The sequence below is a fragment of the Brucella sp. genome, from assembly GCF_032066345.1.
In the GTDB taxonomy this organism is placed as follows: Bacteria; Pseudomonadota; Alphaproteobacteria; order Rhizobiales; family Rhizobiaceae; genus Brucella; species Brucella pseudogrignonensis.
In genome coordinates this window covers 61,021-86,596 of record NZ_DAMBKZ010000013.1, presented here as the reverse complement: position 1 = coordinate 86,596, position 25,576 = coordinate 61,021, and the positions used below count along the sequence as shown (strand labels likewise).

Here is a 25,576-nt window from a genome sequence, read left to right as displayed (position 1 = left end):
TATGACGAATAGTTCATCCGAAAAACTCGAATATCGAAATATTCTCGGCATCAAAGTTGTCTGTTTCGACTGGGACAGTTCATTCGCTTATTTTGAGAAGCGGATCGAAAACCATGAATTCATGAAGCAGGGCTGGTTGAATGCCAACAATGCCAATATTGCGCATGAAGACCCGGCCTATATGGCAGCGCTTAAAGACTATCTGATCCTGCCGGATGGTATTGGCGTCGATATCGCAAGCAAGGTCGCCTACGGTGAAAAATTCCCGGCCAATCTCAACGGCACGGACTTCATTCCCGGCCTGATGCAGCACATCAAGCGGCCGATGAAAGTGGCGCTTCTGGGCGGCGGTCCCGGCGTTGCTGCAGATGCGGCACAGTTGTTCAAGAAGCAGATCCCGCAGCACGATTTCCGCGTGATATCGGACGGTTATTTCAAGCCTGCCGATATCGACGGCATTCTCACCCAGCTTAAAGAGTATCATCCGGATATTCTGCTGGTCGCCATGGGCGTTCCCCGGCAGGAAATGTTCATCGACAAGCATATCACGGCAGAACATTGTACCATTGCGAGTGCTGTGGGTGCCTTGTTCGACCTGCATACGGGCCGCGTACAGCGTGCGCCCCATTGGGTCCGCACAGTCAAGATGGAGTGGGTGCATCGTCTGCTGCAGGAACCACGCCGTCTTGCGAAACGCTACCTCGTTGGCAATCCGGTTTTCCTCTGGCGCGTGGCTAAGGAAAAGCTCTCAGGGGGTAAGCCTTGAAGACAGCAATTGTTACCGCCAGCTGGGATCAGGACTTTGAGCGCTGCAAGCTCTTGTGCGAAACCATGGACAAGCATGTCACCGGTTTCACCAAGCATTACATTCTTGTCGACAGCAAGGATGTAGCCCTCTTCCGACAGATTGAGAGCGCAAACCGCATCGTGATCGATGAGCGTGATTTGCTGCCTTCATGGATCCGCCCATTTCCCGATCCCACCTATCTCGGTCGCCGTCGTGTCTGGCTTTCTTTCAAAACCAAGCCGTTGCGCGGCTGGCATGTGCAGCAGTTGCGCCGCATTGCGCTGGCCAGCAAGGTGGAAGAAGACGGTCTTCTTTATACCGATTCAGACACTGCTTTCGTGAAGCCCTTCGATTGCAGCACACTCTGGCAGGGCGATAAGTTGCGCCTGTTCTATCGGCCCAATGCACTTGCCAATCCCGAATGGCCGGAACATCCGGTCTGGGCGGAAAATGCCGGAAAACTGCTTGGCGTTAAAAACGGCAAAAGCGCGCTGAATGATTATATCGGCCAGCTTGTTTCCTGGCGCAGAGATTCAGTCGTCGGCATGTGCGAGCGGATCGAAAAGCACACCGGTCAGCATTGGGTTGCCGCAATCGGCAATGTCCGCCGCTTCTCGGAATGCTTCATCTACGGCCATTATGTCGATGATGTTCTGGAAGGCGCAGGCCATTTCCACGATACCCATGATCTCTGCCGTATGCAGTGGTTTGCACCACCGCCGAGTGAAGAAGAGTTCCGCACCTTCATTGCCGAGATGGAACCGCATCAGGTTGCCATTGGTATGCAGTCATTCCTGAGCCTGTCAGTGAATGACATTCGCCGGATCATCGGCGCGTGATCTAGAGCATTTCCTGTTTTGATTGAGTTATTGGAAATGCTCTATCCATTTGTTTCTACGCGCATCTTTTTCCGAAAACCGCTTCGCACTTTTCGGGATGCGCTCTAGTGGATTCAGAAGAATAAAGCCCGGAGCACCAAACTCCGGGCTTTTTTATACCCGCTTTGCAGGCAGTCTCATGCTGGTATAGGTGAAAACCAGCGAGAGGATGTAGATGCCGGCAAAGACGAAGTTAAGCCCGGCAATCCAGTCGTTGTTGTCGCCGTGATAAAGCAGCAGCAGCCAGACGAACAAGGCCTTGGCCGCAGTCATCAGCACCATGCTTATAGTGCGCAGGCCAGACTGACCGCGCGCATAAAGAATTTCTGTCTGATACTCGATGAGATTGCGGAAGCCCGGCACCAGCAGGACCAGTGGCAGAAGACCGACAATCGGCGCTACGCTTGCACCAAGTGCTGTCGGGAAGAACTGCAGGAAGATGACCATTGCGCCAAGACCTGCAACCGACACGGCAAAAACCGCAAGTTCCAGCCCTGCCCTGATGCGCAGCGACGCCAGCATATTCGGATTGCGCATGAGCTTTTGCACCAGCATCATATTAAACGAACGGATCGGCAGTGCCGTCAGGTCCACAAGGCGCATAATGATCGCATAGATACCCGCCGTGGTCGGCCCGCCAATACTCAGAACCAGAAGCTTGTCGAGTTCGCTCTGGATATAAAACAGCAGCTCCGCCCCCATCACGGCGATGGAATCGGAAACGCGTCTCAAATAAAGGCGCGGCTCAAAACGCAGTTTCACTTTCGGATAGAAGCGCAACGCGAAAAGCAATGCCACCGCATTGGCAGCCAGATACCACCATGCCCAATGGGCAACATCATGGTTAGCTGCCAGAAACATGAACAGCACGGCAGCAATGGCACGCGTGGTCGTGCCAAAAATCACCAGAAGCGCTGAGATGCCGAAGCGGCGCAGACCATTATTGACGATGATGATCATTTCGGTTGAGCGCCAAAACAACGCTTCGGCAACCACCACCACAGCAAAGGGCAGGAATGAAATATCCCGGCTGAAGAAGATGAAATAGACGATCCAGGAACAGAGCGCGAAAAGCGGCAGCGACAACAGCACCGCCACCAGATAGCCCGCCGTATAGGTTCCCAGCAGCAAAGGCTTGACGGTCGAGATGCGATAAAGCGGCGAGCTGAACCCAAGCGAGACCAGACGCGAAAGCACCACACCTGTTCCGGATGCAGTGGCAAAAATACCGAAGTCACCTGTCGGCAAGGTGTTTGCAAGTGCAATGAAATAAAGAAGCGAAACCACCAGCCGTCCGGCGGAACCCGAAAACAGCGAGAAATAATCCCGCACCATGCCGCCTCGGCTACCCAATAATTTCTGGACTGCTTTCGCGATCACCCAAGGGCCTCGTCTTTATATTACCTGTTGCTTGTTTAGTCGTACATGCCGACCGTAAATCGATACTTAGCGAAAAAGACTTAATTAAAAAGCACTAACGCGAATATCGCGATGCAAATTAACCATTTGTTCTCCATAAAAAACCTATAGTCCGATGCGAGTAAGCGATATTTCGGGGTACGGACATCTTTGACGATGAGCGGTGACGACAAGCGCAACAAAGGAAGAGAAGAAAAGCCTCTTCTGGCATTTTCAGACGCGCCCGAGACGAGCCGCGAAGAATCTGACGCGTCCAAAAACGAATCTCAGACCATTGCGCCGCCATGGACACCCCCTGCAACGCCTGAAGAACGGGCAGAGCTTTTCCGCTCACAGCAGGCAAACAAAGCAGCAGAAGAGAAAGAAGTTTCCGAGCTTCGCAGTCGCATGGCCGCGATCAAAGCCGAGCTTGAGCGCAAGATTGCCGAGCGTGAAGCGCGTGAAAAGTCACCGAAAGATGCGCTGCCACAGCCTTCTGAACCAGTACAGGAAGCAGCCGCTGGCGAAACTGCGCTGCCTGCCCGACGTGATGCACCGGACAATGAATGGAAACCGCTGATCGATCCGCGTGTTGCGATCGAAGTGGTGAAGGGTTCTCGTCGCTTGCTACTGGCCACGACCTTGCTCGGCGGCATAGTGGCTACGCTTTATGCGCTGACCATTCCGCAGATGTTTGTGGCCTCCACCGATATTCTCGTCGATCCGCGTAATGTGCGGTCTGTTGGCACCGAGCTCACCCCGGGACAATTACCGACCGACGCCTCTTTGGCCATCGCTGAAAGTCAGGCACGCCTGCTTGATTCGAGCAGCGTACTTCTCAAAGTTATTGATAAAGCAGATCTCACCAAAGACCCCGAGTTTAATGGTAGTTTTGTACCTACGGGTGTCGCCGGTTTCTTCGCGCAGCTGAAAACCATGTTCCGGCCGAAAACGGCCAGTGACGGTCAGGCGCTTGAAACCCGCGTTCTCTACAATCTCTATGATAGTCTGACCATCGGTCGAGATGCCAAGACCTTCATCTATTCGATTTCGGTCAAGACGCGAAATGCCGAGAAATCGGCTGAAATCGCCAATCTTATTGGTTCCGTTTTCCAGACAGAGCTTGATTCGCTTCAGTCAGATGTGGCTCGCCGCAATGCGGACGAACTTTCAAAGCGTCTCGCCGATATGCGGGGCAATGTCGAGAATGCGGAGAAGGCAGCTGCAGATTATCGCGCCTCACGCGATCTGGTTGATGTCGATGGCAAGCTTATCAGTGACAATGATTTGTCGCGCCTCAACGATCAGCTGACCAATCAGCGCGCGGAAACCATGCGGCTTCAGGCGCGGGTACAGGTGCTTAGCGATGCCAATACCGGCAGCGTTATCTCCGGCACCCTGCCGGAAGATTTGCGTTCCAACACGCTGACAGCCTTGCGTGCGCAATATGCACTGGCGAGCCAGAACGCCAATGGTGCGTCCACCCAGCTTGGCCCACGCCATCCGCAATTCATTCAGCTTCAATCTCAGAAGCAGACTGTTCTCAATGATATTGATGCGGAACTGCGTCGCATTCGCGCTTCATTGCAGGTCGAAGTCGCGCGTTCCGTGCAGCAAGAGAAAGACCTGAGCGCCCGACTTGCGCAGCTCAAGTCACAACAGGCCAATAGCAACAATGATCGCGTGAAGCTGCGCGAGCTGGAGCGCGAAGCAACGACGTTGCGTTCAGTCTATGAAGCATTCCTCCTGCGCTCGCGTGAAACGAGTGAACAGGAAGGCATCACGACCACCAATGTTCGTGTGATTTCGGAAGCACGTCCGCCGCTTGATCCGGCCGGATCGACACGCAAGCTGATTGTAATTGCAGGGCTGATTGCGGGCTTTATGCTGGGTCTGGCAATAACAGCCGTCCGCAACTTCGGACGGCTGGTGCGTATCAGTTAAGATCGCGAGATCTTGCGTCCGCTGGCACGCAGAATTCCCTGCGCGCCATCGAGATGACCGACCTTTAGCTCCAGCGCCAGAAACCGACGCTTTTCAAACGGGCCGGGCATGGCAAGTTCACCGGTCTTCTCGGCAGTAAAGCCGAAACGGCTGTAATATTCCGGATCACCGACCAGCAGAATAGCGCCATGACCAAGCCGCTTTGCCTCGGCAATTGCGTGCTGCATCAAGGCCGAACCGATACCGCGACCGGCAGTTGATGGATCGACTGCAAGCGGGCCGAGCAACAGAGCTGAAACCGGAAAGCCGAACGCATCCAGACCGGTATGGACATTCCACAACCGAACAGTGCCCGCCAGCATTCCATGGTCATCAATCGCCGAAAAAGCCAGACCTTCCGCGGGCAGACGACCACGGCGCAGTTTCTCCGACGATTTCCTGCGACGGCCTTCGCCCATCGCGCGATCAAGCAGAGCTTCACGCGCAATGATGTGTTCCACTGCTTCACCCGCGATGGTGAAAGCTGGTACAAAAAGCGGCGAAAGACCGGCTAGGGTATTTTCCTGAATTTCCAGATTTGCGTTCATGACATCGCACCCTAAAAATGGGCAGCCGCACATCCTGCCCAGCACTTTTCAGCGCCGGGCAGATTGAGAGGATCGGTCGGACTTATAACGGTATGATCTAATCCGAAAACCGGTTCCCACTTTTCGGGATCATACCTAACCCGGCCGGTTAGATGACGTAGGATCGGAGTGGTTCGAAGCCGTTGAACGCCACCGCCGAATAGGTGGTGGTGTAGGCGCCTGTGCCTTCGATGAGAACTTCATCACCGATGGTCAGCGAAACCGGCAGCGGATACGGCGTCTTTTCATAAAGAACATCCGCACTGTCGCAGGTTGGGCCAGCCAGCACGCAAGGTTCGGTTTCGCCACCATCATGTGGAGTCACGATCTGGTAGCGGATCGCCTCGTCCATGGTTTCGGCCAGACCGCCGAATTTGCCGATGTCGAGATAGACCCAACGAACATTGTCGTTGTCCGACTTGCGCGAAACCAGAACCACTTCGGTCTTGATCACGCCTGCATTGCCAACCATGCCGCGGCCCGGTTCAATGATGGTTTCTGGAATGCGGTTGCCGAAATGCTTCGACAGCGCATCGAAGATCGCCATGCCGTAAGCCTGTGCGGTCGGTACATCCTTGAGGTAGCGGGTTGGGAAACCGCCGCCCATATTGACCATGCGAAGGACGATGCCTTCGTCAGCCAGCGTGCGGAATACCGATGCAGCATCGCTAAGAGCGCGATCCCATGCGGTGAGGTCCGTCTGCTGCGAGCCGACGTGGAACGACACACCGTAGGAGTCGAGGCCGAGCGATTTTGCATGACGCAGCACGTCGATAGCCATGGCAGGCACGCAACCGAACTTGCGCGACAGTGGCCATTCAGCACCTTCACCATCGGTCAGAACGCGGCAGAACACGCGGCTGCCGGGAGCTGCGCGCGCAACCTTTTCGACTTCTTCAACGCAATCAACGGCAAAGAGGCGGATGCCCAGCTCGAAAGCACGCGCAACATCGCGCTCCTTCTTGATGGTGTTGCCATAAGAGATGCGGTTTGGCGTTGCGCCGGCTTCCAGTGCCATTTCGATTTCGGCAACCGATGCCGTATCGAAGCACGAGCCAAGCGATGCAAGAAGACGCAGGACTTCAGGTGCAGGATTTGCCTTCACAGCATAGAAAATGCGCGAGTAAGGCAATGCCTTTTCAAAATTCTGATAGTTTTCGCGCACGACGTCAGTGTCCACGACGAGGCAAGGGCCATCTGGGCGGCGGGTGTTGAGGAAGTCAATAATACGCTGAGTTGCCATGGTCGTTCTCCCGCGCGGCTTGATTGGCCGCATCTAGAGCGCAACCCTTTTCGGAATTGCGCAGAAAAAACACTTAGGGAATCAGACCGGGTCCCCCATGGACCCGAAAATTCTCTAAGAGACAAAGTAAGCATAAGCGCATCCGCGGTGAGGCCAGCCTTTGGAGGTGCTGAGGTCACGCGAAAACTCATGCGGCGATGGAACAACGCTAAATCCGCGTTACTCCGCTTTGTCTGCCTTGGATTGGAATTGGAGAACCGCATCCGCACTTCTGGCAATGAAGGTGTGCCTCTTCAGTAATTCCGGCTTTTGGACAGCCGAAAGACACTAGAAAGGCCCGCACCGTCGTTGCTTCAAGATGTCCTTGATCTGGCGGTTGGCCTACAGATCAACTGGAGCGGTTAGGTCCAGGTACCGTACCGAATTCCTCACCATTCGAGGATCGGCGGACACCCACAGGCACGTGCGACTTTGGGCAAGGGCGATATAATCCCAAACATGTGTTCATTCAATGACAAATCAGGGCCGAGCGAAAATAATTTTTAGGGGGCTCAACGCATTCACTGTGCTTGCCATTGTTCAATATTAGTGAAACAATCTACCGTATAAATTTCTCTTTTCTTAACCATAAATGCTGATTTCGACAGCAAGTCGTGAACAATGACCAGCCTCGATTCCTTCAACGCCCTCATCACAAAAGCTGAAATCGCACCTGCACCTTCGGTCAATGGCGCTCTTCAGGGCGCAACTTTGGCAGTCAAAGACATTTATGATGTCGCAGGAATGAAAACAGGCTGCGGTAATCCGCAGATTTTGGCCGAATCAGTTGCAGCCGAAAAATCGGCGCCCGTCGTCGAGAAGCTGCTCGCGGCGGGTGCAACAGTGATCGGCAAAACGCAGACCGATGAGCTGGCCTTCTCTTTGATGGGGCAAAATTCGCATTTCCCCTACCCGATCAATCCCGCAGCGCCCGACCGCGTTACCGGTGGGTCTTCATCCGGGTCTGCGGCGTCGGTCGCCGGAAAAATCGCAGATATAGCGCTCGGCTCTGATACCGGCGGTTCAATCCGCGCGCCTGCCAGCTTCTGCGGGCTGATCGGCCTGCGTACCACACATGGGCGCATTCCGCTTGAAGGCATCATGCCGCTTGCGCCTTCGCTCGACACAATCGGCTGGTTTGCCCGCGACATCGCGCTTTATGAAAAGGTCGGGCAAGTTCTGCTCGGCGATGATGAGCAGAACTTCAGCTTCTCGCAGCTTCTTTATATGCCTCTTCTTGAGCATCTGCTGCTCGATCATCCTGAAACAGACAGCTATCGCGCCATGTTTGCGAAAGTGCGTCCGCATTTTGCAAGTCTTAAGGCTGCCAGCCAGTCAACCTTGTCAATCGACGAACTCTATCTCACCTTCCGCCAGATACAGGGCTGGGAAGCATGGAACACGCATGGTGCGTGGATTTCATCCGGTGATCGCAAGCTTGGCCCCGGCGTTGCGGACCGTTTTGCGTACGGCTCGGAAATCTCCGACGAAGCAGTAGCCCGGCATCGCATCCGCCGTGCGCGTTTCACACAGGAATTGGGAACAATCATCGGTGACAACGCGGTTCTGGCACTGCCAACCGTACCGGGTGCAGCACCTTTCGCAAACGAACCATTCGAGAGCCTGCAAGCCTATCGGGAACAGGCTCTGCGCCTACTTTGCCTTTCCGTGCTATCCGGCCTGCCACAGATTACTGTTCCACTGGGACAGGTTCACGGCGCGCCATTTGGCATCTCATTCATTGGCCCACGCGGCAGCGACCGGGCGCTTATTGCGCTTGGCCGAAACATTCTCGAAAAGCAGGACTAGACCATGGACACCCTCACACGTATGCGCGCATTCATCGACGTGGTTGAAGCGGAAGGTTTTTCGGCTGCGGCGCGAAAGATCGGACGCTCCAAGGCGCTGCTTTCCAAATATGTGCGTGAACTTGAAGACGAGCTTGGCGCCCGTCTTTTGAACCGCACCACGCGCCAGTTCTCGCTGACAGAAGCCGGACACACCTATTATCACCGCGCTGTCGAGATCATCCGCGAGATCGACGCGCTTCAGGATGCCGTCAGCGAAACAAGTTCAGACGCGCGCGGACGCATCAAGCTTTCAGCGCCGCGTACCTTTGCCGATGCGGTGATCGGGCAATCGCTGATCGATTTCTGTCTTGCCCATCCGGAAATCGTGCTCGACGTGCGGCTGGATGATCGTTTCGTTGATATGGTGGAAGAAGGCTTCGACCTTGCAATCCGCATCACGCGTTTGCAGGATTCCTCGCTCATTGCCAAAAGGCTGTCACCGTTCCATTCCGTTTTGTGCGGTGCGCCAGAGCTGATTGCGCGCGTTGGCAAGCCCGAACGCCCGGAAGATCTGCACGACAAGCCTTGCATCATCGACACCAATGCCCGCTCACGCAACAACTGGCATTTCCGCAATACCGACGGCTCGATGATGACGGTGACGGTCAATGGCCCAATCGAAGTCAACAGTCCGGTTGCGACCAAGACCGCCGCAATTGCCGGACTTGGATTTTGCTCGCTTCCAGCCTTTATTGCGGAAGAAGAGATCGAGCGCGGCAGGCTCATTCCCTGCCTCGATGAATTCATCGTAAGGGATGGCGGCATCTATGCGGTCTATCCGCATCGTCGCTATTTGCCAGCCAAAATCCGCGCTCTCGTCGACTTTCTGACCCAGTGGTTCAAGGAACGCGAAATGCAGGGCGACACAAAACTGTAAAAGATCACGGTATAAAAGGCGGCGCTTGCGTCACTTGTCCTACTTTTGCCGCCTTCACCCTTATGCCTTGCAGATGAATTCACGGAACCCGTATATGCTTGATTTGCGCTCATGGCTGAAAAGCCCCTTTGGCCTTGCCGTAACACTGGCGACAGTGTTTGCGCCTCTGGCCGCGAGAGCGCACCCGCATGTCTTTGCCGATGCAAGGCTGGAACTGACAATTGCACCGGACGGCACGGTTGAACAGCTCGCCCATATCTGGCGTTTTGATGATGTGTTTTCATCAACGGTTCTGATGGAGTTTGACAAGAATGGCGATTTGCAGCTCGACAAGAACGAGCTGATCGACCTTGGCCATGTCATCAACAGCTCCATCGCCGAGTTCAAATATTTTCAGACCGTGCTTGCCGATGGCAAGGACGTTAAAATGGCGCGTCCGAAAGATCTGGCAGCTGACTTCTCCGACAATCATCTGATGATCGTTTTCACCAGCAAGCCTGAAAAACCACTCAAGCTTGAACCCGGACACAAGGTCAGTTTCGGCGTTTACGATCCGACCTTTTATACGGCCATCGATTATGTGAGTGATAATGAGCTGGTCGTCAAAGGTCTGCCTGCAGGCTGCAAGTCTGAGGTCATTCGCCCTAATCCCGATGAAGCGCTTGCGCAAAATCAGGGCACACTGACCGAAGCCTTTTTCAACGATCCGGCAGGCACAGACATGTCGAAGATTTTCGCCACGCGCCTTGAGATAGACTGCGAGAAAAAAGGATAATCAGCCTTATGAAGAAAACGGTCCGTTTCATTCTCACAGTCAGCCTCATGATGATCGCCGCCCAGGCTTGGGCGCAATCATCTCTGGGCATCGGTGCCAATGAAGTCGCCATGAAACCGACCGGACCTTTTGCGCATATCATTCTGTGGATGAATGAACAGCAGCGCAACTTCTATCTCGCCATGACAACCGCGCTCAAAGCCATGCGGGAAGACCCATGGCAGGCATCCGTGCTTATCGGCCTCTCCTTTGTTTATGGTATTTTCCATGCTGCTGGTCCCGGCCATGGCAAGGCGGTCATTTCGTCTTACATGATCGCCAATGAAACGGCATTGAGACGCGGTATTTTCCTGTCTTTCGTCTCGTCGCTGCTACAGGCGATCATGGCGGTGTTTGTCGTGGGACTGGCCTGGCTTGTGCTGCGTGGCACCGGCATTTCGATGAACCAGACCGCGCGCTATATGGAAATTGCCAGTTTCGCGCTGGTGCTGTTCTTTGGCCTGTGGTTGCTTGCACGCAAATTGCCGCTTCTGTTCAAGAAGCGTGACAGTGCTGAGCCTTCCCCGACGAGCGCGCTTTTTGCAGCAGCGCCTCAAACGGCAATGGCCAGCGGTCCAGCCTGGCAGGGCAGCGTTTCACAAAGCACGCGTGCGCTCGGCACCACCAACACGGTCAAGCTCAACTACAAGCCTGCCAATGCCGCGGCCGATCACGTCTTCATCGGTGAGGGTGATATCTGTGCCGATTGCGGGAACGCCCATATTGCCGATCCATCGACGCTCGGCGACGATTTCAACTGGAAGACGGCATGGTCTGCGATTTTCTCTGTCGGCCTGCGCCCATGTTCCGGCGCGCTGATCGTGCTCACCTTCGCGCTTCTCAATGGTCTGATGGTTGGTGGCTTGCTCTCGGTCTTTGCGATGGCCTTTGGCACATTTCTGACCGTCGCATTTCTCGCAACCCTGGCCGTCACCGCCAAGAACACGGCATTGCGCTTTGCAGGCAGCAGCGCCATGTCCGGTCGCTTGAAAGCGGCGATTGAAGTAGGCGCAGCACTGTTTATAGCGCTGACCGGCGCTCTGCTGCTTAGTGCTGCACTCGTAGGTTAGTCCTTATTCTGGCGGCGCGAACGCAGCCAGAATATGCCAAAGAAGCTGAGTACGAAGAGTATCCCGAAAATAACCGCGGCGATGTGCGAGCGTTCGCCAAGCGCGATCATGATGGTTGGCAAGTAATAAGCGAGCACGCCAAAACCAACCAGGATAATGGCTGCGGCAATTGCCGGATTGTTCTTCTTCGGTTCAGCCGCCAATGCGAAAATCCTCTAATTTTCTGATCTGCTGACCGTCACTATCAAAGTTTGTCGGCGCAAGCCATGCCTGATAAGCTTGTTCCAGCGCTGGCCATTCGCTGTCGATGATCGAAAACCATGCAGTGTCGCGGTTGTTGCCCTTTGTCACCATATGTTGGCGGAAAATGCCTTCAAACTGGAAGCCGAAACGTTCCGCTGCGCGCTTGGACGGCGCGTTGTTATCATTGCACTTCCACTCATAGCGGCGATAGCCAAGCTCATCGAAAACATACTGCATGAACAGGAACTGCGCTTCGGTGGCAGCCGGTTTACGCGAGATGAGCGGTCCCCAATAGATGTTCCCGATCTCGATGGCACCATGAACCGGATCAATACGCATCAAGGCCTGACGACCGGCAACCTTGCCGCTGGCCTTGTCGATGACCGCAAAGAATAGAGGATCTTCGCTGCCCGACACCTTTTCGAGCCACGGCTCAAACGCTTCGCGCGTTGCAGGCGGAACTTCGAACAGCCAGGTAAACCGCTGATCCGCATCTTCAACGGAAGAGGCCGCAAACAGCTCGTCACCGTGCCGGGCGGCATCCAGTGGTTCAAGCCTCACATAGCGGCCTTCCAGCACTTTGCGTTCAGGCTTCGGGCGTGGTGTCCAATCTCGCAAATCAGTCATTTTATGCTCCCATCTGATAGAGACAGGAGCATAAAAGGTGCATGACGAAAACCGGATTATTGTCTCAGTTTAATTTTTCTCTTATTGCGGCACGATCCACGGAGACCGCTTTGACGAGCGCTACGACATGATCGCCCACTGCAAGGCCCAGATCATCGACCGAACGTCGCGTCAGTCGCGCACCCAGACGCCGCCCCTGAAAGTCGAGCGCGACGTGAGCATTCGGCCCTTCTCCCGCTTCAATCGCCACAATGGAAACCGGCAGCACGTTGCGGATACTGATCGCATCAGGTGCCTTGCGCGCAATGGAGACATCGCGTGCGCGAACCCGAAGGCGCACATGCATGTTCTGTTTAAGCCCGGCATCGCTGAGCTGGAATGTCGTCCCGCCAAGATCGATTTCGGCAAGCTTGTAGCGCTCATCATAAGCTGAAACCGAGCCTTCAAGCAGCACACCAGCGCCCTCGCCGTCCCCATCAATCAGCGGGAAAATCTCGGCAGCCTCGCCGCTGGCTTTCACCTTGCCCCCCGATAGAAGGACGATTTCATCGGCAAGCCGCGCAACCTCGTCAATCTCGTGGCTGACATAGACGATCGGCACATGGCTTTCATCACGAAGCCGCTCGATAAAGGGCAAAATCTCCTGCCTGCGTGCATGATCCAGCGAGGAAAGCGGCTCATCCAGCAGCAAAAGTGCCGGATCAGACAAAAGCGCACGACCAATGGCCACACGCTGGCGTTCGCCGCCCGAAAGAGTTGCCGGACGACGATCCAAGAGATGATCGATACCAAGCAGCGCTACTACCTCGTCAAAGCTGCGGCTGTTCTGGCGTTTTCCGGCCCAGCGCGCATAAGTGAGGTTTCGCTTCACGCTCATATGCGGAAACAGCCGCGCTTCCTGAAACACATAGCCGATACGGCGTTTTTCAGGTGGCAGGTTGATACCCTTTTCGGCATCGAAAAGCGTGAAATCACCGACGGCGATGCGCCCGCTTTCCGGACGCAGCGTTCCGGCAATCATCTTGAGAAGCGTTGTTTTGCCAGCGCCCGAATGGCCAAACAGAGCCGTAACGCCCCAACGGGCGGCAAAATCTGCTTCAACCGCAAATTTGCCATTGCGGCCAGCGACGGAAACTTCAAGACCGCTCATTTCGCTTCTCCTGCAAGCCTGCGCTGCAACCATTCAGACAACACCACGGCAGCAATGGAAATGGCTGCAGAAATCGCTATCAGACGGAAAGCTTCGGCGTCGCCTGTGGGCGTCTGCAATAGGGCATAGATCGCCAGCGAAAGGGTCTGCGTTTCGCCCGGAATGTTGGAAACAAAGGTGATGGTCGCGCCGAACTCGCCCAGCGCCTTGGCAAAGCCAAGCACCGCACCCGCCAGAATGCCCGGCAGCAAGGGCGGCAAAATCACCGTGAAAAAAGCAATAAACCTGTTGGCGCCCAACGTGCGCGCCGCTTCCTCAAGCCCACGATCAAGCCCTTCAATCGAAAGGCGAATAGGGCGAACAAGCAATGGAAACGCCATGACGCCTGCAGCAAGAGCTGCACCGGTCCAGCGGAAGGAAAAGGAAAGGCCAAGCCATTCCTGCAACGGCGCGCCAAGCGCACCACGCGATCCAAACAGGATCAGCAGAAGATAACCCGTCACCACCGGCGGCAGAACCAGCGGCATGGTGACAATAGCCTGTACCAGAGACTTGCCCGGAAAATTAAACCGGGCAAGAATCCACGCAACAAGAAAGGCAATTGGCAGAGCGACAACAATAGCGATCCCGGCAACCCGGAGCGACAGAGCAACAATCTGCCAGACATTGCCTTCCATCATTACTGAGCGGCCTCTGCAGCGCCTACAAAGCCCTTGTCCTTGATGATCGCCTGGCCGGCATCGCTTTCAAGGAACGCAAGGAATGCCTTGGCAGCATCATTTTCGTTCTTTGCAATCAGTGCTGCAGGATAAAGGATTGGAGCATGGCTCGAAGCCGGGAAGCGATAGGCTTCAACGAGTTCAGGCGCAGCCGCACGATCCGATGCATAGACGATTGCAGCCTTCACTTCGGCGCGGCTCACATATTGCAGCGCAACGCGCACGTTTTCGGTGAAAACGGCGTTCTTTTCGATGTCTTTCCAGATATCGAGCTTTTCAAGCGCTGCCTTGCCATATTTGCCAGCAGGAACGTTCGACGGATCACCCATTGCAAAACGGCCAGCGCTGAGCAATTCCTTGGCTTCACCCTTCGGCGTTTCCTTCTGCGTTGCAATCACCAGCGCGTTGCCCGCAATCACCTTGCGCGATGCCTTGTCGATCAGGTCGGCTTTCTCGACATAATCCATCCAATCGAGATCAGCAGAAATGAAAATCTGTGCCGGAGCACCCTGCTCGATCTGTTTTGCCAGAACCGAAGACGAAGCAAAGGAAGCCACAACTTCCGTGCCGTCCTTGGCCTTGATCTGCTTGGCGGCTTCCTCGATCACATCCTTCATGCTGGCTGCAGCAAAGACCGTGACCTTTTCGGCAGCATGAGCAACCGATGCAGCACCGGCTGCAACCGTAATAAGAAACGCAGCGATAAGTTTTTTCATTGTCGACCTCCATAGAGCCCGTATTTCGGGCAAACATCATCACACGCCGGAAAAAATCCGCCGCCGTTTGTTCGAGCATCAAGACCTGTCGAGATGCTCAACTTGCGATGATGGGTATGATGGAGGCAAACGCGACCCGGATGCCGTCAGACCCTTTTCACACGGGCGTCCATCCAAAAGCCGCCCAGAATTTCCGTAACGAATTCATATCGTTCCGAAAACATGGCCACCTTAAAGGGGAGTATTAGCTTTGGCTAGTGCTGATAAGAATGATGCGGCAAAAGAACCGCAACGTCCTATATTTTAACGTCCGATGTGCTTGTGGCTTGAGCCACGTAGCTTGGCGAGCTTGACCTGCTTTTCGCGCTCCGCGAAACGTGCGCGATCTTCCGGCGTGCGTTCGTCATAACAACCAGCGCAGGAAATGCCTTCCTCGAAGAACTGCGAAAGCTTGTCTTCTGCAGTGATCGGACGGCGGCAGGCGCGGCAAAGCTCGATATCGCTTTCCGTCAGACCATGACCGATTGCAACGCGTTCATCGAACACGAAGCATTCGCCGTTCCACATGCTTTCTTCTTTTGGCACGTCTTCGAGATATTTCAGAATACCGCCCTTGAGATGGAAAACATCATCAAAGCCGAGCCCCTTGACGAAGGCCGTTGCCTTCTCACAACGGATGCCACCCGTGCAGAACATGGCAATCTTCTTGCCTTCAAGCTTGTCGCGGTTCTGCTCCACCCATTCCGGAAATTCGCGGAATGTTTTGGTGTTCGGGTCAAGCGCGCCTTCAAAAGTACCAATGGCATATTCATAATCGTTGCGCGTATCGACAACGACCGTGTCTTCATCGGCAATCAGCGCGTTCCAATCCTTGGGCGCAATATATGTGCCAACGCTTTTCAGCGGATCAATGCCATCAACGCCCATGGTGACGATTTCACGCTTCAAACGCACCTTCATGCGATAGAACGGCATTTCAGTCGCATTGGAATATTTGAGTTCCGGATTGGCAAGGCCGGGAACTGCAGTAATGTATTTTACGAGCTTTTCGATTGCTTCAGCAGAGCCTGCAACCGTGCCATTAATACCCTCTGCTGCAAGCAACAGCGTCCCCTTGATGCCATTCGTGCAGCAAAGTTCGGCCAGCGGCTCGCGCAGGCTTTCATATTGCGGCAGCGGCGCAAAGCAATAAAGGGCAGCAACAGTAAAAGGCAGATTGCTCATCGTTCGATCTCTTCCAAATTTCCTTCGAACTAGTCCTCGAACGCGGCAAATTCAAGTTATTTATCCCCCTCCTCTCAAGACAAGCGAAAATCCGGCTTCGATAAACGCGGTTTGCAAGAGGAGAAACCTGTTGTTCGATACAGAAAGTTTTGCAGAAATCATCTCATTGGCAAGGCAAGCCGGAATTGATCCGGCAGCGCTTCTGGCTGTGGCTGAAGTGGAAAGTGGCGGTCGCGCGCTTTTCGACGTTAACGGCAAAAAAGAACCGGCAATACGCTTTGAAGGCCATTATTTCGACCGCAGGCTTGCAGGCCGTATTCGTGATCAGGCGCGTCAAGCCGGATTATCAGCGCCGGAGGCAGGGCGCGTGCGCAATCCGAAGACCCAGCGCGAACGCTGGCTTTTGCTTGAGCGGGCCGTGTCTATCCATAAGAAGGCGGCGCTTGAATCCACCTCATGGGGACTTGGTCAGGTGATGGGCGCCCATTGGGAATGGCTGGGCTATAGCAGCATTGATGAACTGGTGGCGGAAGCACGCAGTTCTGTCGGTGGACAGGTCAGACTGATGCTGAATTTCATCGACAAAGCCGGGTTGAAGACAGCACTGGAGCAGAAAGACTGGCGCAATTTCGCACGCCGCTACAACGGGCCAGCCTTCACACGCAATCAATATGATAGCCGCATGGCCGCAGCCTTTGAACGCTGGAACCGCAGCATCAGTCATATACTGCAAGCGGCATAACGCTACCGCCCCGCACATCGGTGTTGATGTGCGCGGTAGACAAACAAGGCCATGCACTTTAAATCGATTTTTACCCGCACACTCAAGCAGAAGAGCAAGCTCATGCCGCAGAAAACCGATCTTCTCGTTCCCGTCCTGCAAGGCCAACCAGTCATTCCCGTCTTGCTGATTGACAAGGTTGAACATGCGGTTCCGCTGGCACGCGCGCTGGCCAAGGGTGGATTGCCAGCAATCGAAATCACCCTGCGCACGGCTGCGGCACTCGACGCCATTCGCGCAGTCGCATCTGAAGTGCCCGAAGCAATCGTCGGTGCAGGCACCATTCTCAATGCAAAGCAATATGAGGAAGCAGCCAAGGCCGGTTCGCGCTTCATCGTAAGCCCAGGCGCGACGAAGTATATTCTCGCTGCAGCCGATGACAGTGATGTGCCTCTGCTGCCTGCGGCCATCACCCCGAGCGAAATGCTCGCCCTTCGCGAAGAAGGCTACACGCATCTCAAATTCTTCCCGGCAGAACAGGCAGGCGGCGCACCATTCCTGAAAGCCCTGTCCTCGCCACTGGCCGGTACAATCTTCTGCCCGACCGGCGGCATCAGCCTTGCCAATGCGAAGACCTATCTTTCGCTGCCAAATGTGGTCTGTGTCGGTGGCTCATGGGTTGCACCGAAAGAACTGCTGGAAGCGGGCGACTGGGACGGCATCACCAAGCTTGCCGCGGAAGCCGCAGCCTTGAAGGGCTAAACGTTAAACAGCCAAATAAAAAAGGGGCCTTTACGGCCCCTTTTTTCTTATCTTGGTCTCGCGGACGATCAGTTCGTTTCGGTGAACTTCGCTACCGTCAGGAAGGTAACGGCATTGCCGCTGAACTTATTTGAGCGGTCGCTTGGCAGGTCGCCACGCTGGAAGCCAGCGGTGTAGACCATTGCCGGTGCCGATCGCATCGCATCGTTGCGCAGAACCGGATTGGTTGCAGGTGCATTCTGCGCGACAGAATCTGTCGACATTGCAATGGTCGAGGTTGGCATCGCCGCCGGCTGCACGACAGCACCTGGACGAGCGCTTGCTTTTGCAACGCGACGAGCACCCTTGGCAGTCGTTCGGACGCCGGTTGCTGCAGCATCACTTGCAGCAGCAATCTGCTGACGGGTTGGAGCCTTGACCTGCTTGGCAACGGAAGCTGTCTTCACCGGAGCAATGCGATCATGTGCAGCTTTTGCAGGAGCTGGAGCTTCTGATGCAGCATTGGCCACAGGCTTCGTGTCGAAATCGTCATCTGGCGGTCCGATCAGCTCGCCAATCTCATCCTTGCGGGAAAGCATGGCAAGCTGTGTATCGTCGCGTGGGGCAGTCTTTGGCAGCGGGAATGCTGCTGTTTCACCCGGCTGCGGCACGCTTGCGCTTGCATCTGCGACAGCTGGAGCCGCGTCCTGCGGGTTGTTGACGAGCTGGGCAATCGCATCCTGCGGACGATCAGGCCGCGCCGAAGGGATGGCTGCAGAAGCAAGCTGAACGCTATCGGCTGCCTGCTGAGGACGTGTCGATGGAATTGGAACAAAACCGTTCATCAGCGGCGAAGCACCTGCATCAGCAACTTGAGCCGTGTTTGCATCAACCGCGGCACGCGCCGCCGCAGCTGCTGCGTCGCCAGTCTGTTCAGCGGCAGCAAGGGCTACAGCATCCTGAGGAGCGGTCGCTGGCTTGCGCGCTGGAATTGGCACATTGAGCGCTGCCATTGGCACTTCTTCAGCCTGCGGCGCTTCAACCGCAGCTTCCGGACGTGGCGCCTGCATCGGCACCGGCGCATCGCGGGCTGGCAGAGCTGCAACCATGGTTTCAGCCTGTGGCGTCTGTACTGGTGCGGCAGGTGCCGGAGCCTGACGTGCAGGAACGGCGCGGGCTGGACGGGCCGCAGCTGGCGCTACATCGCCATTATCTTCTTCTTCGTCAGCACCGCCGCCACCAAAGAGCGCGCCGAACAGCGTCTTGCTCTTACGTGGTGCCGAGTTGCTGGCCATCATGACGTTGCCGCCACTGGCTTTCTGCCTTTCAATCATCGCAAGTGCCTGCTCATAGCCCGGCAATGGCTTGCCGTCTGCTGGAATGTGAGCAGTCTTACCATCCGGGAACAGCGCTAACAGCTCGCGGCGGCTCATGCGTGGCCACGAGCGGACATTGCCAACATCCATATGGGTGAAAGGCGAGCCGGAACGTGGGTAATAGCCTACACCGCCGACCTGATAACGCATACCAATGGCACGCAGCTTTGCAAGCGGAACACCCGGAATGAAAAAGTCCATCGCGCGGCCAAGCGTGTGCTGGCTCTTCTTGGCCACACCGCTGGTCTTGGAGCGCAGCATGTTATTGGTTGCAGGGGAACGATAGGCGGAAACAACGGTGATATACTGATTTGAACCGGTCGAACGATAAACCTGCCAAACCAGATCGAACAGGCGCGGGTCCATCTTGGTTGGCTCGTTGCGACGCCAGTCACGCAGGAAGACGTTCAGCTTCTTCAGACCATCAGGCAGGAAGCGACCATTCTTCTTGAAGGTGATTTCGGCCTTCTCGCCGGTGTGAACATAATAAAGCTTGAGCGTGCGCGTTTCGGCGGATGCCTGCGCCGGTGCGAATGCAGTCACGACCGCCGCTGCAACCAGAGAGGCGGAAACAGAAGAACGAACCTTAAATACGGAAGCAGACAATCCAGTCCAGACTTTCGCAAAGCGCGCTTTAATGGTCGATATGCTGCTCATTGAATTATATCGCCTTACCGTGTTGTCCGCCCTAAGGGCCGTATCAGAGATCGTAGAAACGAATATGCGTGAGCCCTGATTGTCGGATTTAATGGTTAATGGACGCTTAGTGAACAACAAATGAGGAAACACCATGGCAAAAAAGACACACAGGCGCATCTATTTTCGTCATGGTAAAAAAATTATTAACAATCTTCCGCGATGCTAACATTCTGGCAACACCAACAGGTACTGCTTCTTAAATTACTAAATTTCAATAAGTTAAAGAGTTTTAGCGGCTCGCAAACCGGCCGGATTGGGCATCAAAATGGTCATCTGCGTCGTCGCGACCCTTGCCAGCTATTGACGCCACATCGATGCCATATTCCTTCAATTTTCGGTACAGCGTGGTCCGTCCGATGCCCAAACGGCGCGCGACTTCACTGATTTGGCCATCGTAATGCGCAATTGCGAAGCGGATCATCTCTTCTTCGGTTGCAGCAAGCGTACGAACTTCGCCGTCCCGTGTCGTGCCGCTGATCGCGCCCGAACTTGATACTTTGCTGTTCTGAAGCGACGTTCCACCGTCCGTAGACTGTCCACGAACAATACCTGTATCGAGACCCATATGTCGGAAATGTCGAACCGTTAATGCATGTTCATCGCACAGAAGTACGGCATGATAAATTGCATTTTTCAGTTCCCGAACATTGCCGGGCCAATCGTAGGTCTTCAGCCCCTCAAGTGCATAGGGTGTGATGCCCGTAATATGCCCCAGCCGTTCTTCGCTGGCAAAATGCATCAGAAACTGATGCGCGAGGATTGGAATATCCTCAATGCGATTTCGCAACGACGGCATCTCAATCGAAAACGATGAAATGAGATGATAAAGCCCGGGATGAAACCGGCCCATATGCACAAGCTCGGCCAAGGAATGACTGTTTGAAGCAATGACGCGTGTGTTGGCCAAAAGATCGGCACTTTCACCAGCGGTCACATATTGCGAGGCTTGCATGAGTTCAAAGAGACGAAGCTGCGTGCGATAAGGCAGCGCACTGATCTCATCAAAAAACAAAGTTCCGCTCTGCGCCTCTGCGATTTTACCCGCAATCTGGATTGGCGTCTCAACGGAATTGATTGGTCTTGCTCCTGAATGCCCGAACAGCAGTTGGTCGGCATTGCTTTTTGCAAGAGAACGGCAATCGATGGCGACAAATGGGCCCTGCCAACGTGTTCCACCACTGCTGATAGCCCGCGCCAGAGTTTCCTTGCCTGTACCGACTTCGCCTTCGATGAGCAATGGCGTATCAAGCGGCGTCACACGACGCGCCAGCATGGCCACTTTCTCCATCTCCGGGCTCTTCGTCACCATATCGGAAAGCAGAATATGTGATTTCTGCGAGGAACGCGTGCGCTTGAGTTCCTGTGTCAGCGAATCGAGTTTGAAAGCATTGGCAACCGATACCTGCATTCGCTCGAACACGACGGGCTTGGTCATAAAGTCGACGGCGCCCAGTCTGATAGCCTGCATGGCTTTTTCGAGGTCGTCGTTCTGCACCAACACGATAACGGGAATATTAATGCCCGCTTCACGCATTTTTGTCAGGACAGCGCAGCCATCCATGTCTGGCATGGTCAGATCGAGAAGTATAAGCGCAATGTCTTTGCGGGTGCTGATGAAACCGAATGCACTCGTGCCACCATCTGCAAGAATGGTCCTATGCCCCATGCGCAGCACAGCCGTTTCAAGGCTGCGGCGTTGTATCGGATCATCATCCGCTATAAGAATACGCGTACTCATGGGTGCTTCACTACCAGTGGTATATGTCTCGGAACATCCCAATATCTAGTATGTGTCATATTTCGGGCGCGTCATTTGGAGCATCGTTCCTTATGAAAGCAAGCCCTCATGCATACACATTTACGCATCATCCTCAGAATAGTTCTGTGATCCAGGATAGCGCCTTGCCCCTTGGCGTCTTGAAAAAGACATGCGAGAAGAGGGCAACAGGAGAATGCTATGACCTTTGCCATGAACCGTTTTTCAAAGTCTGTCACGCTCGACACTATGCCTCATATGCCAGCCGGTGATACCGGAACTGCCACGAAGGCCGACCTTGGAAAGCTGCCCGAGTGGAACCTGGCTGACCTCTACCCCTCTGCCGAGAGCGCTGAACTGAAAGCCGATCTCGAAAAGGCGGCAAAGGATGCAGCCGATTTTGAAACCCGCTGGAAGGGCAAACTCGGTGAAGAAGCGGCAAAGGCCAATGGCGGAAATTTTGCTGATGCGATCAAGGAATATGAGGGTCTAAGCGAACTCATGGGCCGCATCGCTTCCTTCGCGGGCCTTTATTACTACGGCGACACCACCGATTCCAAGCGCATGAAACTGTTCGGTGATGTGCAGCAGAAACTGACTGACGCCAACACGCCGCTGATTTTCTTCAGCCTCGAAATCAACCGCATCGATGACGACGTGCTTGAAAAGGCGATGGCCTCCAATCCCTTGATCGGCCACTACCGCCCATGGCTGGAAGATTTGCGCCTCGACAAGCCATATGAGCTTGACGACAAACTGGAACAGCTTTTCCACGAAAAGTCGATCACCGGCTACAGCGCCTGGAACCGCCTGTTCGATGAAACCATGTCGAGCCTGCGTTTTGAAATCGATGGCGAAGAACTTGCCATCGAGCAGACGCTCAACATGCTGCAGGATGCAGATGGTGCCGTGCGCAAAAAGGCATCGGAAGCGCTTGCCAAGACTTTCGGCGCAAACCTGCGCACTTTCACGCTGATTACCAATACACTGGCCAAGGACAAGGAAATCTCTGACCGCTGGCGTGGTTTTCAGGACATTGCCGACAGCCGCCATCTTGCCAATCGCGTTGAACGTGAAGTTGTCGATGCGCTCAGCAGTGCCGTCGAAGCTGCCTATCCGCGTATTTCGCACCGCTATTATGCGTTGAAAGCCAAGTGGCTCGGCCTCGAAAAGCTGGAGAACTGGGATCGCAATGCGCCGCTGCCGGAAACACCGCAGGCGCTGATCTCGTGGGATGAGGCGCGCGAAACCGTGCTTTCCGCCTATGGCAACTTCGCGCCTGAAATGGCCGAAATCGCCAAGAAGTTCTTTGACAAGAACTGGATTGACGCGCCAGTGCGTCCGGGCAAGGCGCCGGGGGCTTTTGCGCATCCAACCGTGCCTTCCGCCCATCCTTATGTGCTGCTCAACTATATGGGCAAGCCGCGCGATGTGATGACGCTTGCGCACGAGCTTGGCCATGGCGTGCATCAGGTGTTAGCCGGCGAACAGGGTGCGCTGATGGCATCCACGCCACTCACACTGGCGGAAACGGCTTCCGTTTTTGGTGAGATGCTCACGTTCCGCTCGCTGCTTGAACGCACCACCAACAAGCGCGAACGCAAGGCCATGCTGGCTCAGAAGGCCGAGGACATGATCAATACGGTCGTGCGCCAGATCGCTTTCTACCAGTTCGAGCGTCGTGTTCACACCGAGCGCCGCGAAGGCGAACTGACATCAGAGCGTATCGGCGAAATCTGGATGGACGTGCAGCGCGAAAGCCTTGGCGGTGCGGTCAATCTCAATCCGGGTTACGAAACCTTCTGGACCTATATTCCGCACTTCATCCATTCGCCGTTCTACGTCTATGCCTATGCTTTCGGCGATTGTCTGGTAAACTCGCTTTATGCCGTCTACCAGAACTCGGAAAAAGGCTTCCAGCAGAAGTATTTCGACATGCTGAAAGCGGGTGGCACCAAGCACCACAAGGAACTGTTGGCGCCATTTGGCCTCGATGCAACTGATCCGGATTTCTGGAGCAAGGGCCTGTCGGTGGTGGAAGGCATCATCGACGAACTCGAAGCCATGGAAGACTGAGCAAATTCGTGACCCACAAGGGTTTGAATAGGGGTTTGAATAGGCCGCAAATCCTTTTTCGGGATGACAAGGCGGGCCGCGATGTTTTATTCGCGGCTCCGTCTTCGATTATCCGTGCCGATATGCCAGATACGTTCGAAGCAGCATGGAAGGCCATGCAACGCGCCCACGAAGCGGGCAAATGGCTTGCAGGCTACCTCTCCTATGAGGCGGGCTATCTTCTTGAACCCAAACTGAAAGAGCTTCTGCCGGAAGGTCGCAAAGCGCCGCTTTTATGCTTTGGTGTTTTCGATGGCCCATCAGACCAAGCCTTGCACACGCGCAGCGATGACAACATCACGTACTTAACTGAACCGATCGCCCAATGGTCGCTTGAAGATTACCAGCCGAAGTTTGCACGCCTTCACCAGCATCTGCGCGAAGGCGATTGCTATCAGGGCAATCTGACCTTTCCGGTTCATGCTGAATGGGACGGCGATCCGCTCGTGCTGTTCAACACGCTCGCAAAGCGTCAGCCCGTTCGCTATGCGACCTATTGCGATCTCGGTGGCCCGATCATCCTGTCGCGTTCGCCCGAACTCTTCTTTGAAGTGGATGGCGAAGGCTTTATCGAAACCCATCCGATGAAGGGCACCATGCCGCGCGGTGCCACCCGTTTTGAGGATGAGGCGAACCGCCAGTTTTTGATGAACGATCCCAAAAATCAGGCGGAAAACCGCATGATTGTCGATCTCCTGCGCAATGACATTTCACTGGTCAGCGAAGTCGGATCACTTGATGTGCCGGAAACTTTCCGGGTCGAAACTTATCCAACTGTTCACCAGATGATCAGCCGCGTGCGCGCAAAGCTTAAAGGCAATCTGCCGCTGCGCGCGATTTTTGCGGCACTTTTCCCATGCGGTTCCATTACCGGCGCGCCGAAAATAAGCGCGATGGAAATCCTGCGCAGGCTGGAAACCGGCCCGCGCGACATCTATTGCGGCTCGCTTGGCTGGATCGAGCCGGGTGGACGTATGCGGTTCAATGTTGCCATCCGCACGATCTCGCTTCTTGAGCAAAATCGTGCAATCTTCAATGTCGGGGGCGGTGTGGTCTTCGATTCCACAGCGCAAGCGGAGTATGAGGAATGTCTTCTGAAAGCACGGTTCGCGACGGGACAGCGACCAGCCATGCGGACCCAGACTATCAGCTGATCGAGACCATGCGCTGGGAGCCTCTTTCGGGTATCCTGCGTTGCGATCTTCATATGGCGCGGCTGGAAAACTCCGCGAGAGAGCTTGGCTTCCGTTACAACATGGAAACGGTGCATAAGAAGATCGCCGAGATCAGTGCCGGGGACAGCCCACTCAAACTGCGCCTGACCCTTGCTCCGGACGGTCTCGTCGAGATTGCGGCTTTTCCTTATGAGCCGTTGCAGCCACAGACTGTCTGGCGCATCGCAGTGGCTGAAACGCGTCTGAAGCACGATGATGCATTGCTACGCCACAAGACCACGCGGCGTCAGGCCTATATTTCGGCCCGTGAAGAATATTCGTCAGCCGAGGTGGATGAAGTCATTCTGCTGAACGAACGCGACCAAGTGTGCGAAGGCACCATCACATCGATTTTCCTAGATATTGGCGGCACTACCTGTGTCACCCCCGCCCTTTCCTGCGGCCTGCTTGATGGTGTTCTGCGGCGCGAACTTCTGAACAACAGCGTGGTTCAGGAAGGCGTTGTGACGGTGGATGATCTTAGCCGCGCGCGCAACATTCTTGTCGGCAATTCATTGCGTGGAATGATCCGCGCTCAGCTGGTTACGATATAAATTCGTTAAACACGTATTCATGTCATAGGGTTGTGACGTTTCTTTCTTTCTATGAACCTGTGCTATCGTTGCGAAATTAGCAGTTCTTAGGTCCAGGACCTACTAATTTGACGGAAATGGTGTGAGGCCATCCGTTTGGATACGAGGAGAAAAAGTGAAGGAAATGTGATTCATTTTCGAGCTTTTTCGACAAAG

General features: G+C 54.8%; 23 protein-coding genes. 12 read left to right on the top strand and 11 right to left on the bottom strand.

Going from position 1 to position 25,576, the window contains the following annotated elements:
- Position 1 precedes the first annotated feature (1 nt).
- Positions 2-766 (top strand): WecB/TagA/CpsF family glycosyltransferase, encoded by a 765-nt coding sequence (locus tag RT142_RS16375; RefSeq protein WP_079213179.1) that lies wholly within the window; start codon positions 2-4, stop codon positions 764-766.
- On the top strand, positions 763-1,626 hold the full coding sequence (locus RT142_RS16370; RefSeq protein ID WP_079213180.1) for a DUF6492 family protein: 864 nt from the start codon (positions 763-765) through the stop codon (positions 1,624-1,626). The genes RT142_RS16375 and RT142_RS16370 overlap by 4 nt, the downstream gene beginning before the upstream one ends.
- A gap of 153 nt (positions 1,627-1,779) precedes the next feature.
- Here RT142_RS16370 and RT142_RS16365 read toward each other — a convergent pair whose 3' ends face one another.
- Positions 1,780-3,045, bottom strand: coding sequence for a lipopolysaccharide biosynthesis protein (locus tag RT142_RS16365; protein WP_079213181.1), 1,266 nt, complete (start codon positions 3,043-3,045; stop codon positions 1,780-1,782).
- Between the two features lie 195 nt (positions 3,046-3,240).
- Here RT142_RS16365 and RT142_RS16360 point away from each other — a divergent pair, with 195 nt between their 5' ends.
- Positions 3,241-5,007 (top strand): GumC family protein, encoded by a 1,767-nt coding sequence (locus RT142_RS16360; protein WP_064321410.1) that lies wholly within the window; start codon positions 3,241-3,243, stop codon positions 5,005-5,007.
- On the opposite strand, the gene RT142_RS16355 is transcribed toward RT142_RS16360, so the two are convergent.
- Complete coding sequence (locus RT142_RS16355) at positions 5,004-5,594, bottom strand: N-acetyltransferase (RefSeq protein WP_313029990.1); 591 nt, start codon at positions 5,592-5,594, stop codon at positions 5,004-5,006. The genes RT142_RS16360 and RT142_RS16355 overlap by 4 nt on opposite strands.
- A gap of 148 nt (positions 5,595-5,742) precedes the next feature.
- Positions 5,743-6,876 carry an ornithine/lysine decarboxylase gene (gene odc2 / locus RT142_RS16350; RefSeq protein ID WP_007877108.1) on the bottom strand — a complete coding sequence of 378 codons (1,134 nt, stop codon included), beginning with the start codon at positions 6,874-6,876 and terminating at the stop codon, positions 5,743-5,745.
- A 660-nt stretch (positions 6,877-7,536) separates the two neighbouring features.
- Between odc2 and RT142_RS16345 the strand changes: the two genes are divergently transcribed.
- The 4 genes from RT142_RS16345 to RT142_RS16330 all read left to right on the top strand — a co-directional run bounded on the left by RT142_RS16345 (position 7,537) and on the right by RT142_RS16330 (position 11,526).
- Positions 7,537-8,724 carry an amidase gene (locus tag RT142_RS16345; RefSeq protein ID WP_313029988.1) on the top strand — a complete coding sequence of 396 codons (1,188 nt, stop codon included), beginning with the start codon at positions 7,537-7,539 and terminating at the stop codon, positions 8,722-8,724.
- A gap of 3 nt (positions 8,725-8,727) precedes the next feature.
- Positions 8,728-9,642 (top strand): LysR family transcriptional regulator, encoded by a 915-nt coding sequence (locus RT142_RS16340; protein WP_007877110.1) that lies wholly within the window; start codon positions 8,728-8,730, stop codon positions 9,640-9,642.
- Between the two features lie 94 nt (positions 9,643-9,736).
- The gene (locus tag RT142_RS16335) at positions 9,737-10,417 is read left to right on the top strand and encodes a DUF1007 family protein (RefSeq protein ID WP_313029985.1); all 681 of its coding nucleotides are present in this window, start codon (positions 9,737-9,739) and stop codon (positions 10,415-10,417) included.
- Positions 10,418-10,425: 8 nt separating this feature from the next.
- Complete coding sequence (locus RT142_RS16330) at positions 10,426-11,526, top strand: nickel/cobalt transporter (RefSeq protein ID WP_313029982.1); 1,101 nt, start codon at positions 10,426-10,428, stop codon at positions 11,524-11,526.
- On the opposite strand, the gene RT142_RS16325 is transcribed toward RT142_RS16330, so the two are convergent.
- From RT142_RS16325 to RT142_RS16300, 6 genes are all read right to left on the bottom strand, one after another.
- Positions 11,523-11,729 carry a hypothetical protein gene (locus tag RT142_RS16325; RefSeq protein ID WP_313029981.1) on the bottom strand — a complete coding sequence of 69 codons (207 nt, stop codon included), beginning with the start codon at positions 11,727-11,729 and terminating at the stop codon, positions 11,523-11,525. The genes RT142_RS16330 and RT142_RS16325 overlap by 4 nt on opposite strands.
- Positions 11,719-12,396, bottom strand: a complete 678-nt coding sequence (locus tag RT142_RS16320) for a GNAT family protein (protein WP_313029979.1) — start codon at positions 12,394-12,396, stop codon at positions 11,719-11,721. The genes RT142_RS16325 and RT142_RS16320 overlap by 11 nt, the downstream gene beginning before the upstream one ends.
- 64 nt (positions 12,397-12,460) lie before the next feature.
- Entirely contained in the window at positions 12,461-13,546 is a 1,086-nt protein-coding gene (modC, locus tag RT142_RS16315; RefSeq protein ID WP_313029976.1) for a molybdenum ABC transporter ATP-binding protein, read from the bottom strand.
- On the bottom strand, positions 13,543-14,226 hold the full coding sequence (modB, locus tag RT142_RS16310; protein ID WP_007877118.1) for a molybdate ABC transporter permease subunit: 684 nt from the start codon (positions 14,224-14,226) through the stop codon (positions 13,543-13,545). Before modB ends, modC begins: the two co-directional genes overlap by 4 nt.
- Positions 14,226-14,981, bottom strand: coding sequence for a molybdate ABC transporter substrate-binding protein (modA, locus tag RT142_RS16305; protein ID WP_064321403.1), 756 nt, complete (start codon positions 14,979-14,981; stop codon positions 14,226-14,228). The genes modB and modA overlap by 1 nt, the downstream gene beginning before the upstream one ends.
- 303 nt (positions 14,982-15,284) lie before the next feature.
- A complete protein-coding gene (locus tag RT142_RS16300) occupies positions 15,285-16,205 on the bottom strand; it encodes a rhodanese-related sulfurtransferase (protein WP_079213189.1) in 921 nt (306 codons plus the stop codon).
- A 130-nt stretch (positions 16,206-16,335) separates the two neighbouring features.
- Between RT142_RS16300 and RT142_RS16295 the strand changes: the two genes are divergently transcribed.
- Both RT142_RS16295 and RT142_RS16290 read left to right on the top strand, forming a co-directional pair.
- The gene (locus RT142_RS16295; RefSeq protein WP_313029971.1) at positions 16,336-16,947 is read left to right on the top strand and encodes an N-acetylmuramidase family protein; all 612 of its coding nucleotides are present in this window, start codon (positions 16,336-16,338) and stop codon (positions 16,945-16,947) included.
- A gap of 102 nt (positions 16,948-17,049) precedes the next feature.
- Positions 17,050-17,688, top strand: a complete 639-nt coding sequence (locus RT142_RS16290) for a 2-dehydro-3-deoxy-phosphogluconate aldolase (RefSeq protein ID WP_113497818.1) — start codon at positions 17,050-17,052, stop codon at positions 17,686-17,688.
- A 68-nt stretch (positions 17,689-17,756) separates the two neighbouring features.
- Here RT142_RS16290 and RT142_RS16285 read toward each other — a convergent pair whose 3' ends face one another.
- Both RT142_RS16285 and RT142_RS16280 read right to left on the bottom strand, forming a co-directional pair.
- Entirely contained in the window at positions 17,757-19,700 is a 1,944-nt protein-coding gene (locus RT142_RS16285) for a DUF882 domain-containing protein (protein WP_313029969.1), read from the bottom strand.
- A 271-nt stretch (positions 19,701-19,971) separates the two neighbouring features.
- Positions 19,972-21,480, bottom strand: a complete 1,509-nt coding sequence (locus RT142_RS16280; protein WP_313029966.1) for a sigma-54 dependent transcriptional regulator — start codon at positions 21,478-21,480, stop codon at positions 19,972-19,974.
- Positions 21,481-21,699: 219 nt separating this feature from the next.
- Here RT142_RS16280 and RT142_RS16275 point away from each other — a divergent pair, with 219 nt between their 5' ends.
- The 3 genes from RT142_RS16275 to RT142_RS16265 are packed head-to-tail and all read left to right on the top strand — an operon-like array spanning position 21,700 to position 25,381.
- The gene (locus RT142_RS16275; RefSeq protein ID WP_409558585.1) at positions 21,700-23,574 is read left to right on the top strand and encodes a M3 family oligoendopeptidase; all 1,875 of its coding nucleotides are present in this window, start codon (positions 21,700-21,702) and stop codon (positions 23,572-23,574) included.
- A gap of 35 nt (positions 23,575-23,609) precedes the next feature.
- Positions 23,610-24,767, top strand: coding sequence for an aminodeoxychorismate synthase component I (locus tag RT142_RS16270; RefSeq protein WP_409558584.1), 1,158 nt, complete (start codon positions 23,610-23,612; stop codon positions 24,765-24,767).
- Positions 24,701-25,381, top strand: a complete 681-nt coding sequence (locus RT142_RS16265) for an aminotransferase class IV family protein (protein WP_113159799.1) — start codon at positions 24,701-24,703, stop codon at positions 25,379-25,381. Before RT142_RS16270 ends, RT142_RS16265 begins: the two co-directional genes overlap by 67 nt.
- Positions 25,382-25,576: the final 195 nt, after the last annotated feature.